19 protein-coding genes are annotated in these 16,499 nt (G+C 66.7%); 10 read left to right on the top strand and 9 right to left on the bottom strand.

The annotated features are described in order from the left end of the window. Positions 1-2: 2 nt before the first annotated feature. Positions 3-710: an LrgB family protein gene (locus ACTPOE_RS17060; RefSeq protein WP_458873405.1), complete on the top strand. Its 708-nt coding sequence runs from the start codon at positions 3-5 to the stop codon at positions 708-710. Between the two features lie 175 nt (positions 711-885). Here ACTPOE_RS17060 and ACTPOE_RS17055 read toward each other — a convergent pair whose 3' ends face one another. The 5 genes from ACTPOE_RS17055 to ACTPOE_RS17035 form a co-directional block, all read right to left on the bottom strand. Further along, positions 886-1,929, bottom strand: a complete 1,044-nt coding sequence (locus ACTPOE_RS17055) for a quinone-dependent dihydroorotate dehydrogenase (protein ID WP_458873404.1) — start codon at positions 1,927-1,929, stop codon at positions 886-888. Between the two features lie 46 nt (positions 1,930-1,975). Further along, a complete protein-coding gene (locus tag ACTPOE_RS17050; RefSeq protein WP_458873403.1) occupies positions 1,976-2,713 on the bottom strand; it encodes an arginyltransferase in 738 nt (245 codons plus the stop codon). Between the two features lie 99 nt (positions 2,714-2,812). After that, positions 2,813-3,667 carry a leucyl/phenylalanyl-tRNA--protein transferase gene (locus ACTPOE_RS17045; RefSeq protein ID WP_458873402.1) on the bottom strand — a complete coding sequence of 285 codons (855 nt, stop codon included), beginning with the start codon at positions 3,665-3,667 and terminating at the stop codon, positions 2,813-2,815. A gap of 40 nt (positions 3,668-3,707) precedes the next feature. After that, a complete protein-coding gene (locus ACTPOE_RS17040; RefSeq protein ID WP_458873401.1) occupies positions 3,708-4,295 on the bottom strand; it encodes an NUDIX hydrolase in 588 nt (195 codons plus the stop codon). 85 nt (positions 4,296-4,380) lie between these two features. Then, complete coding sequence (locus ACTPOE_RS17035) at positions 4,381-5,604, bottom strand: IS110 family RNA-guided transposase (protein WP_458870713.1); 1,224 nt, start codon at positions 5,602-5,604, stop codon at positions 4,381-4,383. A 327-nt stretch (positions 5,605-5,931) separates the two neighbouring features. Between ACTPOE_RS17035 and hpaA the strand changes: the two genes are divergently transcribed. Then, a complete protein-coding gene (gene hpaA, locus ACTPOE_RS17030) occupies positions 5,932-6,882 on the top strand; it encodes a 4-hydroxyphenylacetate catabolism regulatory protein HpaA (protein ID WP_458873400.1) in 951 nt (316 codons plus the stop codon). Between the two features lie 31 nt (positions 6,883-6,913). Here hpaA and ACTPOE_RS17025 read toward each other — a convergent pair whose 3' ends face one another. From ACTPOE_RS17025 to ACTPOE_RS17010, 4 genes are all read right to left on the bottom strand, one after another. Beyond that, positions 6,914-7,870, bottom strand: a complete 957-nt coding sequence (locus tag ACTPOE_RS17025; protein WP_458873399.1) for a p-hydroxyphenylacetate 3-hydroxylase reductase component — start codon at positions 7,868-7,870, stop codon at positions 6,914-6,916. Positions 7,871-7,882: 12 nt separating this feature from the next. Further along, on the bottom strand, positions 7,883-9,052 hold the full coding sequence (locus ACTPOE_RS17020) for a p-hydroxyphenylacetate 3-hydroxylase oxygenase component (protein ID WP_458873398.1): 1,170 nt from the start codon (positions 9,050-9,052) through the stop codon (positions 7,883-7,885). Between the two features lie 179 nt (positions 9,053-9,231). After that, a complete protein-coding gene (locus ACTPOE_RS17015; protein ID WP_458873397.1) occupies positions 9,232-9,852 on the bottom strand; it encodes a DUF2946 family protein in 621 nt (206 codons plus the stop codon). Further along, positions 9,852-10,238 (bottom strand): pyrimidine dimer DNA glycosylase/endonuclease V, encoded by a 387-nt coding sequence (locus ACTPOE_RS17010; protein ID WP_458873396.1) that lies wholly within the window; start codon positions 10,236-10,238, stop codon positions 9,852-9,854. The genes ACTPOE_RS17015 and ACTPOE_RS17010 overlap by 1 nt, the downstream gene beginning before the upstream one ends. 99 nt (positions 10,239-10,337) lie before the next feature. Between ACTPOE_RS17010 and ACTPOE_RS17005 the strand changes: the two genes are divergently transcribed. From ACTPOE_RS17005 to ACTPOE_RS16970, 8 genes are all read left to right on the top strand, one after another. Then, positions 10,338-11,819, top strand: coding sequence for a M20 family metallopeptidase (locus tag ACTPOE_RS17005; protein WP_458873395.1), 1,482 nt, complete (start codon positions 10,338-10,340; stop codon positions 11,817-11,819). After that, positions 11,812-12,741, top strand: a complete 930-nt coding sequence (locus ACTPOE_RS17000) for a ZIP family metal transporter (protein WP_458873523.1) — start codon at positions 11,812-11,814, stop codon at positions 12,739-12,741. Before ACTPOE_RS17005 ends, ACTPOE_RS17000 begins: the two co-directional genes overlap by 8 nt. Before the next feature lie 296 nt (positions 12,742-13,037). After that, positions 13,038-13,271 carry a hypothetical protein gene (locus tag ACTPOE_RS16995; RefSeq protein ID WP_458873394.1) on the top strand — a complete coding sequence of 78 codons (234 nt, stop codon included), beginning with the start codon at positions 13,038-13,040 and terminating at the stop codon, positions 13,269-13,271. Positions 13,272-13,408: 137 nt separating this feature from the next. Beyond that, a complete protein-coding gene (locus ACTPOE_RS16990; protein ID WP_458873393.1) occupies positions 13,409-13,618 on the top strand; it encodes a cold-shock protein in 210 nt (69 codons plus the stop codon). 358 nt (positions 13,619-13,976) lie between these two features. Next, the gene (locus tag ACTPOE_RS16985; protein WP_458873392.1) at positions 13,977-14,246 is read left to right on the top strand and encodes a transposase; all 270 of its coding nucleotides are present in this window, start codon (positions 13,977-13,979) and stop codon (positions 14,244-14,246) included. Positions 14,247-14,548: 302 nt separating this feature from the next. Continuing rightward, complete coding sequence (locus ACTPOE_RS16980; protein WP_458870713.1) at positions 14,549-15,772, top strand: IS110 family RNA-guided transposase; 1,224 nt, start codon at positions 14,549-14,551, stop codon at positions 15,770-15,772. Positions 15,773-15,910: 138 nt separating this feature from the next. Continuing rightward, positions 15,911-16,180: a ribbon-helix-helix domain-containing protein gene (locus ACTPOE_RS16975; protein WP_458873391.1), complete on the top strand. Its 270-nt coding sequence runs from the start codon at positions 15,911-15,913 to the stop codon at positions 16,178-16,180. Further along, positions 16,177-16,494: a type II toxin-antitoxin system RelE/ParE family toxin gene (locus ACTPOE_RS16970; RefSeq protein WP_458873390.1), complete on the top strand. Its 318-nt coding sequence runs from the start codon at positions 16,177-16,179 to the stop codon at positions 16,492-16,494. Before ACTPOE_RS16975 ends, ACTPOE_RS16970 begins: the two co-directional genes overlap by 4 nt. Positions 16,495-16,499 lie beyond the last annotated feature (5 nt).

Genomic DNA, 16,499 nt, shown 5'->3' with positions numbered 1-16,499 from the left:
CCATGCCGGGTTCGATGACGGGCGCGGCGGCCCTGTGCGCCGACGTGCTGCTCTGGTCCGTGCCGACGGTCGGCTTCTATCTGCTGGCCAAGCGGCTCTATGCCCGCTACGCCAGATGGTGGCTGATGCCGCTGGCCCTGGCGCCGGCGCTGCTGGTCGTCCTGGTGCTGGTGGCGCACGTCAGCTACCGCCAGTATTTCCAGGGCGCCGGATGGCTGGTGGCCCTCCTGGGGCCGGCCACGGTGGCGTTCGCCGTGCCGATCTACGAACAGCGCGGTCTCGTGCGCCGCTACTGGCCCGTGCTGGCGGCGGGCGTGCTGGTCGGCAGCGCCACGGCCCTGGCCACGGGCTGGGGGCTGGCGACGTGGCTGGGCCTGGACGGCGCCCTGCGGTTGAGCCTGCTGCCGCGTTCGATCAGCACGCCGTTCGCCATGGAGGTGTCCGGCGACATCGGCGGCATTCCGGATCTGACGGCGGTGTTCGTCGTGCTGACGGGGGTGCTGGGCGCGATCGTCGGGCAATGCCTGCTGGCCTGGCTGCCGGTCCGTTCGTCGCTGGCGCGAGGCGCGCTGCTGGGCGTGGGCGCGCATGGCGCCGGCACCGCCAGGGCCTATGAGCTGGGGCGCGAGGAAGGTTCCATCGCGGGTCTGGTGATGGTGCTGATCGGCCTGGCGAACGTGCTGGGTGCCGCGATCCTGACGGCGCTGTGAAGAACGGACCCAAGGGAACCTCTGAACAAGTCGTCGCGCCGCATGCATCTGCGGCTTCGGGCCGTCTGCGGCGTTGCTCATCCTCGCGATAGCACCCGCTATCGCTGCGGTTCGCGCCTTGCAGCCAACCCAAATCCGCAGCGCCTGCTTACCGCTCGACTTGTTCAGAGGTTCCCTAGGTCGTTTCCAGCGCCCGCACACATTCGGCGATCAGCGCCGGTCCCTGGTAGATCAGCCCGGTGTAGAGCTGCACCGCGTCGGCCCCGGCCTGGACTTTTTCCACGGCCTGGCGGCCGGATTCGATGCCGCCCACGCCGATGATCGCGGTCTCCCGGCCCAGGCGTTCGCGCAGGCGGCGGATCACGGCCAGCGACATGGCGTGCACGGGCGGGCCGGACAGGCCGCCCGCCTCGCCTTCGTGGGGCAGGCCGCGCACGGCTTCGCGCGACAGGGTGGTGTTGGTGGCGATGATGCCGTCGATGCCGTGGCGCGGGACCAGCTCGGCGACGGCATCGATCTCCTCGGTCCCCAGATCGGGCGCGATCTTGACCACCAGCGGCGTGCGCCGGCCGTGGCGGTCGGCCAGGGCCTCGCGGCGTTCCCGCAGGGCGCCCAGCAGCGCGTCGAGCGCGTCGTGGCTCTGCAGGCTGCGCAGGTTGCGCGTGTTGGGCGAGGAAATGTTGACTGTGACGTAGTCGGCGTGGGGGTACACCCCGTCCAGGCACAGCAGGTAGTCATCCACGGCGCGCTCGATCGGTGTGTCGGCGTTTTTGCCGATGTTCAGCCCCAGGATGCCGCCGTGCCGGCGCCACTGGCTGCGCTGCACATTGGCGACGAAGGTGTCCAGGCCGTCGTTGTTGAAGCCCATGCGGTTGATCAGGCAGCGCGCGCGCGGCAGGCGGAACATGCGCGGCCTGGGGTTGCCGGGCTGAGCGCGCGGGGTGACGGTGCCGACCTCGATGAAGCCGAAGCCCAGGGCGGCCAGGCCGTCGATGCAGGCGCCGTTCTTGTCCAGCCCCGCCGCCAGGCCGACTGGATTGCGCAGCGGCAGGCCCATGACGGTGCGCGGCAGGACCGGCTGGCGGGCGGCCAGCAGCCGTGTCACGGCACAGCCCTGGCTGCGTTGCAGCGCGCGCAGGGTCCATTCGTGGGCCTGTTCGGGATCCATGGAAAACAGGGCGGCGCGCGCCAGCGGGTAGGCTTGGAACAGCAGGGACATGGGCGGGGACGGATCGGTTGAATGGAGGCGGCGCGCCGGCCCGGGCTCAGTCGCCGTCCGGCGGCGGGTCGGTCCAGACGCCGCCGCGCAGGATCTGGTGCGGCCGGAAGCGCGATTTGTAGGCCATTTTACGGCTTTCCCCGATCCAGTAGCCCAGGTACAGCCAGGGCAGGCCCAGGCGGGCTGCGTAGTCCAGCTGCCAGAGGATGCCGTAGGTCCCCAGGCTGTCGCGCCAGTCGGGGTCGTAGAAGGTATAGACGGCCGACAGGCCATGGTCGATGCGGTCCATGATGGCCACCATGCGCAGGGCGCCGCCGGTATCGCGGAATTCGGCCATTTCGGAATGAACCCGGCTGGTCAGCAGGAACTGGGTGTACTGGGCCTGGTCGTCCTGGTCCATGCCGGCGCCGGGGTGGCGCCGCTTCTGGTAGCGCAGGTACAGGTCGAAGTGCCGGGCGTCCCAGTGCAATGGCGCCAGGCGGGCCGGCAGGAGGGGCTGCAGGCGGCGCCAGAGCTTGCCCTGAGTGCGGTCGCGCTGGAAGCGCCGGACGTCCACACGGATGGGGATGCAGGCCTGGCATTGCTCGCAGGCGGGCCGGTAGGTGAACAGGCCGCTGCGGCGGAACCCCTGTTCGATCAGGCGGGCGTAGGCGGATTCGTCCACCAGGTGGGTGGGGGCGGCGACCTCGGAGCGCGCCATGCGGCCGGGCAGGTAGCTGCACGGATAGGTGGCGGTGGTGTAGAACTGCAGACGGCGGAAGACGGCTTCGCTGGGGTTGCTCATGAATCTGGCCCGGGATTCTCCGGATTGGAGGATCCCCAGAGTGGCGACCGGTTCATTGTGGCACCGGCGGCGCGGGAAGGCCAGCTTCAGCCGTCGCGTTCAGCGTGCCGGCCAGCCGCCGGGCGTGGACTCCAGGCTGCCGTCGGCCCGCAGGCGCCCACGTCCCCAGGCCGGAGCCGGGGCGTCGCGGCCGGCCGCCAGCATTTCGAGGAACCGTGCGCGGGCCACGGGCCGCGCGCCCAGGCTGGCCAGGTGGGGGGTTTCCTGCTGGCAATCGATCCAGGGCGCGCCTCGGACCCGCAGATGGCGCACCAGGTAGGCCAGGGCGACCTTGCTGGCGTCGGCCGCCAGGCTGAACATCGATTCCCCGAAGAAGCACTGCCCCAGGCCGATGCCGTAGAGCCCGCCCGCCAGCCGGCCACCGATCCAGGTCTCCACGCTGTGGGCGTATCCCATGCGGTGCCAGGCGGTGTAGACGGCCATGATGTCCGGCGTGATCCAGGTGCCGTCCCGGCCCTGTCCCGCATCGGGTTCGATCCAGTCCCGGCCGGCGCGGGCGGCGCCCAGGCCGATGCGTGGCGCGCCGCGTTGCGCGCAGTGGGCGATCACGGCGGGGAAAGCCTGGTTCAGGGTGACGCGCAGGGCGGGCGGCGTGTCTTCGGCGGCCGGCTCCGCGGCGATTTCCGGTCCGGCGGCCCGATCGAACTGTCGGACGCGCTTGGCCAGCGAACGGCCGAGGTGGAAATCCTCGCAGCGCAGCACCATGCGCGGATCGGGGCTCCACCACAGCACCGGTTCGCCGGGGCTGTACCAGGGGAACAGACCCTTGCGGTAGGCCTCGTGCAGCCGGGCGGGCGACAGGTCCAGTCCCGCCGCCGCCAGGCCGCCGGCGGGCACCGGCGTGCGGGCCGGATCGGGCAGGGGATCGCGGTGTTCGACCCAGGCGATCGTCATGGCTGCTTCGCGGCTCTTGCTCGTGCCCCGTCCTGCTCGTTCAATCCGGAAAACGCAGGTCGATGGCGTAGTGGTGGGTGGAGAAACCGCCCTGGGCGCGGTCGCGCAGGTAGTGTTCCAGCGTCGTGCTGACGGTGCGGAAGGCCAGGTCGCGCCAGGGGATCTCATCCAGGCCGAAGAAGGCGGCCTCCAGGGTTTCCGGCCCCGGCGCCAGGTGCGGACCCAGGACGTCGGCCAGGTAGTACAGGTGCACCTGGTTGACCGAGGGCACATCGATCACCGTGAACAGGGACAGGATGTGGATGCGCGCTCCGGATTCTTCCTGGTTTTCGCGCTCGGCGCCCTGCTCGGTGGTCTCGCCCAGTTCCATGAAGCCGGCCGGCAGCGTCCATTTGCCGTGGCGCGGCTCGATGGCGCGGCGGCACAGCAGCACTCTGTCACCCAGGATCGGCACCACGCCGACCACGTTGCGCGGGTTCTGGTAGTGGACCGCGCCGCAATGGGTGCACAGATCGCGGATGCGGTTGTCGTCCGGCGGGATTTCCCGACTGAGCGCATGGCCGCATTGCGAGCAGAATTGCTGGGAGCGGGGGGCGGGGTGGTAGAAGGCGGGGTCGGGCGAGGTCATGCGGGGATTTTAGCGTGAAAGACAGGCATTTCTGACCGAGCGCCCCCCCAGCCATCGAAGGCTGTAAGGGCTAGGGCGGTGCGGCTCAGGCGCTGGCAGGTTGGATAAATCCGAACTTGGTCAGAGCCTTGATCCAGCGTGGAGCGTTGCGTTGAACGGATAGGGCCTCATAGTCGGTGGCGCTGTCCCGGTAGTGTTCGCCACGCTGGAGTATGAAGAAGATCGTTCGCAGTATTTTGTGGCCGATGGCGATGATGGCCCGTTTATAGCCACGGCGCACCATCAAGGCCTGGAATTTCGATTTGAAGACGGATTGAGTACGGCTAGCGGCGTGAGCGAACTCGCACAACAGGCGCCGGACATACAGATTGCCCTTGCGAACACGACCGGATTTACGCTTGCCGGCTGATTCGTTGTTGCCGGGGCAGATGCCGACCCAGGAGGCAAGACGATCGGCACTACCAAAGACATCCATGTCGGAGCCGATTTCGACCAACAGCATGGCAGCCCCGATCTGATCGACGCCGGGAATGGTTTGCAGCAGGGCCAAGGCGTTGTGTTCGGATTTCAGTTCGGCGAGCAGCCGGGTATCGAAGCGAACGATACGGGCCTCGATTTCCTCGACATGCTGCATCAGTTCATCCAGGACGAAGTGATGGCTGGCCGTCAGGTCGCCTTGCAGGGCGTCGAAGATTTCCTCGCGGCTGGCCTTCAGGCGGCGACTGGCAAGCTTGAGCACCTCCTGCGGCGCTTGTCCGGCGATGATCGCCTTGACCATGGCGCGTGCCGACTGGCCGTGCAGATCACTGACCACCACCCCCAGGCGCACGCCGCTATCGGTGAGCACCTTGTGCAGACGGTTCTTCTCGCTGGCCAGTTGCCCGACAAGTTTCTGTCGTTGGCGGGCGATCAGGCGCAGTTCCCGCAGCTTGGCCGGCGGTACAAACGAGCCGCGCAGTAATCCCGCTCGCGCCAGCGTCGCTAACCAGTGGGCATCACCCACATCGGTCTTGCGGCCCGGCACGTTCTTCACATGTCGCGCATTGACCACCTTGGCGCAGATGCCACGCGCTTCCAGTGCCGCATACGGGCTCTTCCAGTAAATGCCGGTGCTCTCCATCACGACTTCGTCGGGGCGTAGTGACGCCACCCAGTCGGCCAGTTCCCGACGGTCTCGCTTGAACGCGCCGAATTGACGTTGCTCGATGCGTGCGCAGCCGTCTGCTTCCTCGATCAGCGCACAGGCCGTGATCTGCGCCTGATGAATGTCCAGACCGATCACCCGTTTGTATAACGCTCCCAGTTCCATACCACCTCCTGTCGATTAGACTTAAGGGTGGAAGGTGGCGGGTGCCGGGACTGAACGTGCCTGAAGGCGACATGTCGCCAACGGCCTGTTTAGCGTGCGCTCTCTAGGGAAGCAATCCGGGGTGCGAGTCAGTCCGGCCGGTCACGTTAGCCGCGGGGTCGAGCCGCCAAAAACTTTTACGACCTTCACCCAACACCTTCCACCCCAAAGTCTCTTTCATCTTCAGGGGTGGTGCCTACCACCATGATCGTTAGCCTGCGGGGACCGGCGCGGGATGCCCCGCGTCCGGCGTAGAATGGGCGTCTGGACAACTCGCCGGGAAACGGCATGCCGCAGAGGGACATCCCCAATCTCGACCTGGGCCACATCGCGGGGCCGGATCATGCGGACGCCGACCTGCACTACGAGGCGCTCGGCACCCTGGCCAGCCAGTTGGGACGCAGCATGGCGATGCATCGGCACGACCAGTTCTTCCAGGTCCACTACGTCCTGGATGGCATGGTGCGCGTGCAGCTGGAGGATCGCCTCTATCGCCTGCGGGGCCCGATGGTGTTCCTGACGCCGCCGGCGTTCCTGCATGCGTTCGTGACCGATGATGATGCCGATGGCCACGTCCTGACCGTCAGGCGGCAGTTGCTCTGGCCGATGCCATACGACGATGCGGCCTGGCCTGGGGGCGGGGTGCGGATCGCGCCCGTCTGCCTGTCGATCGGGGTGCTGGAAGGCGAATATGCCGCGGAGGCCCGCTGCATGGATCAGTTGTTCGGGATGCTGCGCCGGGAGCATGCCGGGCGGCGGCCGGGCCAGGCACAGGGTCTGGCGCTGCTGGCAAGGCTGATCTTCATCAGCCTGCTGCGGCTGTCTTCCCAGGCGCTGGCTTCGCCGCCGCCGTGCCGCGAGGAATTGCAGCTCTTCCAGCGGTTCAGCGCCCTGATGGAAGCCCGGTTTCGCGAGCACTGGACGCTTTCCCGCTATGCGGCCGACCTGGCCATCGGCGAGCAGCGGCTCAACGAGGTATGCCGCCGCATGACTGGCAAGCCGCCCAAGCGGCTGGTCAATGATCGTCTGATGCGGGAAGCGCGCCGCCTGCTGCTTTATACCGGACAGGCCGTCGGCCAAGTGGGCTATGCGCTGGGATTCGACGATCCAGCCTACTTCGGCCGCTTCTTTCTGCGGCAGGCGGGGGAGTCGCCGGGGAGCTACCGGTCTCGCATGGCCGGCGCGTCCGGTCATGGCGCCGCGGACGTGGAAGACCGGGTCCGGATGGAGGCAGGCTGAGCTCCGGCGCCGGGCGGCGCGCGGTCGGGGCTCAGGCCGGGGCGGCGATGATGCCCCTGAGGACCTGCTTGAAGGTCTCCACCTGTGCCCGGTCGAATCGGGCGAAGACTTTTTCTTCGTGGCTGCGCGCCATCGCCCAGATGACTCGGACCTGCGAGGCGCCGTCCTCTGTCAGCGCCTCGCCGTCCGGCGTGTGTTCGACCAGGCCGCGGCTGCGCAGCAGATCCAGGGTCTGTTCGGCCTGATGCTGCGGCATGTCGGCCTGGCGGGCCAGCGCGGCCATGTCGCGGACGGGACCGTCATTCAGGATCATGAGCAGGCGCGCCTCGCCGGGACGCCATCCGGTCCGGATCTGCCGGGGCTGGTAGCTTTCCTGGTAGCTGCGCACGGCCTGGGTCATCAGGAAATAGGGGTGGTCGGCCAGCCGGGTCCGCAGGTCGTTGGCGGCGTCCCCGCCGGATGCGCCCTGCGGCGGCCGCCGGTGGGGGTGGGGCAGCGCCATGGCATACGAGCCCTGGTGGTACAGCAGGGGCGCGGTGCCCTTGTCCTCGAAGGCCAGCACCCGGCCGATGAGGATCCAGTGATCGCCGCCTTCGAGGATCCCGGCCTTCTCGCACTGGAAGCTGGCGCTCGCGCCGTCGAGCAGGATGCAACCGCCCGGGCCCGGGCGCCAGGAGACGCCCGCGTAGCGGTCCTCGTGCGGCCGGGCGAAGCGGTTGGACAGTTCGATCTGGTCCATGGCCAGGACATTGACGGCGAAATGGGTGGCGCGCCGGAACACAGGCAGGCTGCCGGAGCGCTTGTCGATGCACCAGAGGACCAGCGGTGGGTTGAGCGAGACCGAGCTGAAGCTGTTGGCGGTCACGCCGACCCTGTCCTCGCCGTCGCTGGCCGTGGCGACGATGACGCCGGTAGCGAAATTGCCCAGCGCCCTGCGAAGGATGCGCGGGTCGAAGGCCGCTGGTTCCGCGGGATGCGGGGCGTTCATGGGCGGCCTTCCTCAGATCATCGCGGGGTCGGGTTCCAGGCCCATGAGCTGGCGCCCCAGGATCTGGGCGCACACGTCGTAGTCGGTGTAGGCGTGGGCGGCCGTCATGCGGCTGTCGCGGAACAGGCGCTGCATTTCGTTGGTCTCGAACCAGGCGCCGGCGCCGGCGGCCTCGAACAGGCGGTTGACGGCATCGACGCACAGCTTGACCACGTAGGCCTGGTTGGTGCGCCATGCGGTCAGCGTCGCGTGGGAAGGGTAGCGCCTGGCCTCGCCGTGCTCGCGGTGGTCTTCCCAGGTCTTTTCGAGCAGGGCCCGGGCGGCGGCCACCTGGTGGGTTGATTCGGCCAGGCGCATCAGGGCCGGGGTGGCCGTGCCCACGTTGGCGCCCGTGTAGGCGCGCACGCGATTGCGCGTCTTTTCCTTGAAGGCTTCGAGCATGCGCTCGGCGATCCCCAGGCTGATGGACGAGAAACCGCTGGCGAAATAGGGCCGGTACGGGGTGTAGAAGATCTTGCTGTCGGGGTACAGGCCGAAGCCGGCGGACCTGCCCTCCATCATGTCCCTGGCGGCCTGGATGCGGTGCTCCGGCACGAAGACCTTGTCCAGCAGCAGCGTCTTGGAGCCGCTGCCGCGCATGCCGATGGCGTACCAGTCGTCGCGGATGACGTAGTCCTCGCGGGGGACGACCGCGAAGCTGTAGACCTTTTCACCCGCGGCATTCATGCGGTTGAAGCCGACGATGGCCCATTCGGCATGGTCGCAGCCGCTGCTCCAGCCCATCTCGCCGCTGAACAGCACGCCGCCTTCGGTCTCCTCGGTGCGACCGAAGGGGGCGATGCTGCTGCTGGCGGTGGCGTCGGGATTTTCGGCCCAGAGCTCGTCCTGCAGTTGCCTGGAGAACATGGCGAGCTGGTGGCTGTGCGTGCACAGCAGGCTGAAGGCCCAGGTCGCGCCGGCGTCGGCGCCCGCCAGAGCCGCGACGCAGTTTCCGAATTCCGGGAGCTGCATTTCGAGCCCGCCGTAGGCCCTGGGCTGGAAGGCGCGGTGCAGGCCGGTGCTCTTGAGCAGGGCGATGGTTTCGGCGGGCACCTTGCGTTCGCTTTCGGACTGGGCGGCGCGGGAGGCGAGTTCGGGGAGGATGGACTGGATGCGTTCCAGCATCGGGGTCGTGCTTGTCATGGCTTGTCTCCTGGTTCTGATGAGTCTGATGACGATGGACGGCTCCCGGAAATTGTAAATATGTTAGTGAATTCTCCTGAATGCATATTCCTGCCGGAACATGGCACTTTCCTCGGATTCGGGGAAAACCCTGTGCCTGTCGAATCGGAACGCCCCGCGAGGCGCGAAGTGGAGGGGTACTACGGCCGGCGAACGAAGCCCAGCGCGGTTTCGAGGACGTCGGTGGCCAGCAGGCCCAGCGGCGTCCCGGCCGGGACGCGGCCGGGGGGATCGTCACTGCCGGCCAGGCGTACAGTGATTCCGGCGGGGTCGGGCCGCTCCAGCCAGTCGTCCAGCGGCCGGCCGTCGGCCGTGCGCAGGGCCTCGATCGCCCGGGCCAGGTCGCGGTCGGACATCAGGCCCGCGCCCTGGTCCGACTGGGCGTACAGGCGGCCGTCGGGGTCCAGCCACCAGCGCGCGACGGGGCCGTAGTCCCGGCCGGTATGGGTCCGCAGCCGCGGGCGGCCTCGCTCATCGGCGTCCATGCCGAGGATCCAGGGGGCGCCATCCAGGCGCACGTAGACGCGCTGCGGGCCGTTCTGGAAAAACCAGCGGCCCGCGTCGTCCGCCAGGTAATTGCGGCCGATGAACGCGAGGATCCGCGGGCTGGTGATGGCTTCGCCGGGCTCCTCGTCCGGTACGCCCCAGCCGCGCCCGTGGGGATGCAGGCGCCACTGGCCGCGCGCCGACAGCGACAGCCAGCCGCGTACCGCCGGCACGTCCGGCCAGCGGGCCATGGCGGCCAGGACCTGCTCGTCCATCACGGACGCGGGCCGCCGGCCGCGCCGCCGCGCTCGCCGATGCGGGCTCGGTTCAGGGCCAGGGCTTCCAGGGTGGGAGTCCAGTCGTTCCAGCAGCCGTCGGGGAGATCCGGGAAGCTGGCCCGGGTGATGCCCTCGAAGCGCGGCTTGTAGCCGCGCTGCCGCATTTCCGCGACCAGGTCCCGGTGCCGTCGGGCCAGGTAGTCCAGCCGGGTGTAGAAGAATTTCAGGTGGCCCTTGCCCAGGGTATAGCGGTCCGGCGCGTCCCGGTCGCCCCGGACGGCGGCCTTGCGGGCGAGCGCGAAGACGCGGGGAAGTTCCCTGTATTCGGCCACCAGATGGGACGCGCTCAGTTCTTCGACGGGGATGCAGTTGATGCGTGTCATGGTGTGAAGATTGTAGCGGGCGGGCGTGTCCAGGACACGCGTCGGGGAATGGGGCAGCCGGCGTAAAATGGCCCTTTGGACGAATCTCCAGGAAACATCATGGACACACCGCTGGCCGCCGCCCCCGCCGGACTGGATCCCGTTGCTCTCCGCTCTTTCATCGACACGCAATGGGACCGGGAAATCGTCCCGGCACTGACCGATTACATCGCCGTCCCGGCCAAGAGCCCCGCCTTCGACGCCGACTGGGCCGCCCACGGCCACATCGACCGCGTGGTGGAAGCAGCCGCCCGCTGGGCGCGGACGCGGCGGATCCAGGGCTTGTCGGTCGAGGTGATCCGCCTGCCGGGCCGCACGCCGGTGCTGTGGTTCGAGGCCCCCGCGACGCGCCGGGACGTCGGCGACGCGGTGCTGATGTACGGCCACCTGGACAAGCAGCCGGAATTTTCCGGCTGGCGCGCCGGCCTGGGGCCGTGGACACCGGTGCTGCGCGATGGCAAGCTCTACGGCCGGGGCGGCGCCGACGACGGTTACGCCGTCTATGCATCGCTCACCGCCATCGAGGCGCTGGACCGCCAGGGCGTGCCGCGTCCGCGCTGCGTCGGCCTGATCGAAACCTGCGAGGAATCCGGCAGCTACGATCTGCTGCCCTATATCGACGCTCTGCGCGACCGCCTGGGCCGCGTCGCTCTCGTGGTCTGCCTGGATTCGGGGGCCGGCAATTACGAGCAGCTCTGGATGACGACCTCGCTGCGCGGCCTGGTGGCCGGCACGCTGGAAGTCCAGGTGCTCGACGAAGGCGTGCATTCGGGCGATTCCAGCGGTGTGGTGCCGTCCAGCTTCCGCATCCTGCGCCACCTGCTGGACCGGCTGGAGGACAGCGGCACCGGCCGCGTGCTGCCGGGCAGTTTCCATTGCGACATCCCGGCCGAGCGCGCGGAGCAGGCCCGGGAGGCCGCCCGCATCCTGGGCGACGAAGTCTGGAAACGCTTTCCCTGGAGCTGCGGTGCCGAGGGCGGCGTCGTCCTGCCGATGGTGACCGACCCGCAACAGGCCCTGCTGAACCGCACCTGGCGACCGGCCTTGTCCGTCACCGGCGCCGAAGGCCTGCCGCCCCTGGCCAGCGCCGGCAACGTGCTGAGGCCGCGCACCGCCTTCAAGCTGTCCCTGCGCCTGCCGCCGCTGGTCGATGCCGGCACGGCCGCGGACGAGCTGAAGCGTTTGCTGGAGCAGGACGCTCCCTACCGGGCTCGTGTCCTGTTCCAACCCGACCCGGGAGTGGCCAGCGGCTGGAACGCACCCGAATCCGCGCCCTGGCTGCGCGATGCGCTGGACGTCGCGTCGCGGCGGTATTTCGACGCGCCCTGCGGCTATATCGGCCAGGGCGGCACGATCCCGCTGATGAACCTGCTGCGCCAGGGTTTCCCGGCTGCGCAGTTCATGGTGTGCGGCGTCCTGGGACCGAAGTCCAACGCCCATGGCCCCAACGAGTTCCTGCATGTGCCGTATGCCAGGCGGCTGACGGCGGCGGTGGCCCAGGCCATGGCGGCCCTGCCGACGGGCGTGCATGGCGATGAGTGACGCGCGGACGGTTCCCGAGCCCCTCGTCCAGGCGTGGCGTCGCCAGCTGCGCGAGCATCGGATCGCGGCCTTCGGCCTGGGGGTGGCGCTGCTGGCCGTGCTCTGGCTGCTGCTCGGTGGCGGCACGGAATCATTTTCCGAGGACAATCGGGGTTTCCTGGGATACGCGGCCCTGGGCGGGGCGGCCGGTTTCGGCGCCACGGCGCTGGGCGCGCTGCTGGCCCTGGGCCTGCGTTCCGTCGAGACGCGCGCCCAGGACTGCATGCTGGGTTTCGCCGCCGGGATGATGCTGGCGGCCAGTTCGTTTTCGCTCATCCTGCCCGGCCTGGACGCGGCCCGCGACCTGCTGGATAGCGGCGCGGGTGCGGCCCTGACGGTCGCGATCGGCCTGGGGCTGGGGGTGCTGCTGATGCTGGGGCTGGATTATTTCACGCCGCACCAGCATGAAAGCTCCGGCGCCCATGGTCCGGCCGCGGCGCGCATCAGCGGCGTCTGGCTGTTCGTGCTGGCCATCGTGCTGCACAACCTGCCCGAAGGCATGGCGATCGGAGTGGGCTTCGCCCGCGGCGACCTCGCGGTCGGGCTGCCCCTGACCACGGCCATCGCCATCCAGGATATCCCCGAAGGCCTGGCCGTGGCCCTGGCGCTGCGGGCCATCGGTCTGCCGCTCGGGAAGGCGGTCCTCGTTGCTGTCGCCTCGGGTCTGATGGAGCCCCTGGGCGCCCTGGTGGGCGTGGGCATCGCCAGCGGCCTGCCCCTCGCCTATCCGGTCAGCCTGGGCCTGGCCGCTGGCGCCATGATCTTCGTGGTGTCGCACGAAGTCATTCCCGAGACCCACCGCAACGGCCACCAGACGGCGGCCACCGTCGGCCTGATGGCCGGTTTCGCCGTGATGATGTTCCTGGATACGGCGCTGGGGTGAGGGAGCTGCGTCCCGCCTCATTTTTTGTGACGAGGGCAGGAATGCGCGCCGGACGTGGTATACTCTCAAGAAGTTGTCGCAGCGTGCAGAATGATTCCATGAAAAACGCGCGGCATCTGGTCCTGACCTTCTTCCTTCGCCGGCCGCGCCCGATACCCGGGTTCTTGTTTCCGGCAGCCCCTCGCCCGCAGCGAATACCCCTGCGAGCCAGCCGCGGGTAGAGTTCAACCCCACGCGCTTCGCGCTTTCATTGTTTCATTGGATGTCCGGTCCATCGCCGGCATCGAAAGGTTTTCATGTATCCATCCATACAGGTCGGCAAGTACCTGGTTTCTCCGCTGGTTCGCCGCGATCATGGGGGGCGGTATGTCGCCTCCGTTTCGATTCGCAGCGGCCATGCCAGCATGACCCAGGATCGCCTGATGCGGTTCACGCCGCTCTTCGAATCCGCCCAGGCGGCGGTCGAATTCGCCAAGGCCGAGGCATTCAGTTATATCCGGGCGCGCGCGCTGCCCGTCATGCAGGCGTAGCCACGCCCGCAGACGGCGGGTGCATCGTATGCGTCCGGTTCTTCATTTGCGACAAATTGAAAGTGTGATTGTGTCGCATGCAGTAAACCCCCATAGTGGGGGTGGGGAAAGTTTCCCTTTTACCTTTAGGAAAGACATTGACTACAGAAATCGGCATCGTGAAATGGTTCAACAGCGAAAAGGGATTCGGCTTCATCATGCCCGAATCCGGCGGCAAGGACCTGTTCGCGCATTACTCGGAGATCCAGGGCTCCGGTCACAAATCCCTTGAAGAAAACCAGCGCGTCTCCTTCGTGTCCGCACCCGGACAGAAGGGACCTCAGGCCACCAAGATCCAGATTCTCTGATATCCGGCGGATTGCCGCCCTTCGGGCGGTGATTCGCAGGAAATCACAGTGCAGCCGGGCCTCCTGAAACAGGAGGTCTGGTTTTTTTTATTGTGCGCCCAGCATGGGTGCACTCCTGCGGGTGCAAGTCCCGCCATGAGTGGATCACAGCGAATGAAGTGAAGCGCAACTGCGTGAGGGTGACCGGGCGTGGGAAGGAAGCGCGGAGCGTAAATCGTGAGCCGATGAACAAGAACCAGATAGAAGGCGCTGCTGAGCAGGGCGAGCGGGCGATAAACGTATCCGTCCGGTGAACACACCTTGAGCCGTCTACGCATCCGATAGAGCATACGTGTCTGCTTAAATATCGTGGACACGTATGCACCAAGACCCCACCAGCAAGCCGCGTCGTCGGCGCCGCACCTATGCTGCACAGTTCAAGACCAATCTGGTCGCCCAGTGCATGGACCCGGCCGTCTCCCTGGCGGCGGTGGCCATCGAGCATGACCTGAACCCCAACGTCTTGCGCCGCTGGGTCAGTTTTCAGCCGACGTTGACGTTTATGGGGGGATTACCGGCCGCCGGCACGTGCTTCGGCAATCGCGTCTTCTGTTTCTTTCCGGCCCATGACGGATTCTCCGTAGTGTGAGCGCCGCACCCGCTGGTATGGGCAGACGGTGTGTTGGAATTTTAGCGGCTAACGATCATGGTGGTAGGCACCACCCCTGAAGATGAAAGAGACTTTGGGGTGGAAGGTGTTGGGTGAAGGTCGTAAAAGTTTTTGGCGGCTCGACCCCGCGGCTAACGTGACCGGCCGGACTGACTCGCACCCCGGATTGCTTCCCTAGAGAGCGCACGCTAAACAGGCCGTTGGCGACATGTCGCCTTCAGGCACGTTCAGTCCCGGCACCCGCCACCTTCCACCCTTAAGTCTAATCGACAGGAGGTGGTATGGAACTGGGAGCGTTATACAAACGGGTGATCGGTCTGGACATTCATCAGGCGCAGATCACGGCCTGTGCGCTGATCGAGGAAGCAGACGGCTGCGCACGCATCGAGCAACGTCAATTCGGCGCGTTCAAGCGAGACCGTCGGGAACTGGCCGACTGGGTGGCGTCACTACGCCCCGACGAAGTCGTGATGGAGAGCACCGGCATTTACTGGAAGAGCCCGTATGCGGCACTGGAAGCGCGTGGCATCTGCGCCAAGGTGGTCAATGCGCGACATGTGAAGAACGTGCCGGGCCGCAAGACCGATGTGGGTGATGCCCACTGGTTAGCGACGCTGGCGCGAGCGGGATTACTGCGCGGCTCGTTTGTACCGCCGGCCAAGCTGCGGGAACTGCGCCTGATCGCCCGCCAACGACAGAAACTTGTCGGGCAACTGGCCAGCGAGAAGAACCGTCTGCACAAGGTGCTCACCGATAGCGGCGTGCGCCTGGGGGTGGTGGTCAGTGATCTGCACGGCCAGTCGGCACGCGCCATGGTCAAGGCGATCATCGCCGGACAAGCGCCGCAGGAGGTGCTCAAGCTTGCCAGTCGCCGCCTGAAGGCCAGCCGCGAGGAAATCTTCGACGCCCTGCAAGGCGACCTGACGGCCAGCCATCACTTCGTCCTGGATGAACTGATGCAGCATGTCGAGGAAATCGAGGCCCGTATCGTTCGCTTCGATACCCGGCTGCTCGCCGAACTGAAATCCGAACACAACGCCTTGGCCCTGCTGCAAACCATTCCCGGCGTCGATCAGATCGGGGCTGCCATGCTGTTGGTCGAAATCGGCTCCGACATGGATGTCTTTGGTAGTGCCGATCGTCTTGCCTCCTGGGTCGGCATCTGCCCCGGCAACAACGAATCAGCCGGCAAGCGTAAATCCGGTCGTGTTCGCAAGGGCAATCTGTATGTCCGGCGCCTGTTGTGCGAGTTCGCTCACGCCGCTAGCCGTACTCAATCCGTCTTCAAATCGAAATTCCAGGCCTTGATGGTGCGCCGTGGCTATAAACGGGCCATCATCGCCATCGGCCACAAAATACTGCGAACGATCTTCTTCATACTCCAGCGTGGCGAACACTACCGGGACAGCGCCACCGACTATGAGGCCCTATCCGTTCAACGCAACGCTCCACGCTGGATCAAGGCTCTGACCAAGTTCGGATTTATCCAACCTGCCAGCGCCTGAGCCGCACCGCCCTAGCCCTTACAGCCTTCGATGGCTGGGGGGGCGCTCGGTCAGAAATGCCTGTCTTTCACGCTAAAACTGGACTTCCTGCATCTGATTGAGTAGGATTAAATCCTACTTTAAAGATGGGAGGCCATCGTGCGAACCACGCAGCAACTCAGCATTACCTTGCCCAATGAAATGGCGGATGTCGTGAAGTCCAAGGTGCGTACAGGCGAGTATGCCAGCGAAAGCGAGGTCATCCGGGATGGATTGCGAGCCTTGCTGGCCCGGGATCGCGCCGTCGAACGCTGGTTACACCATCAGGTTGTCCCTGCATATGACGCGCTCAAGGCTGATCCGTCCCGCGCAGTAACACCGGAACAGGTACGCGCCCGTTTGGCTGCTGAGCACGCAAAGCTCCGATGAGTTACCGCGTTGTTTTTTCACCCGAGGCGTTGGAGCAACTGGCGGATCTGTATCGTTATGTCGCGCAGGCGGCCTCTCCAAACATTGCTGCCGACTACACCGATGCCATCGTTACGTATTGCGAGAGCCTGGCGACGTTTCCGTATCGAGGATCGCAACGTGATGATGTGCGCCTAGGACTGAGGATCACGCACTACCGAAAACGTGCTGTGATTGCCTTTGATGTAGAAGGCGACCAGGTATCTGTTCTGGGCGTGTTTTACGGCGGACAGGACTACGCGGCCATCCTGCAGGAAGATGATCCAGCCCACTGAGCACC

It is taken from the genome of Castellaniella sp. WN (assembly GCF_054457555.1).
This window is presented reverse-complemented; position numbering and strand designations above follow the sequence as displayed.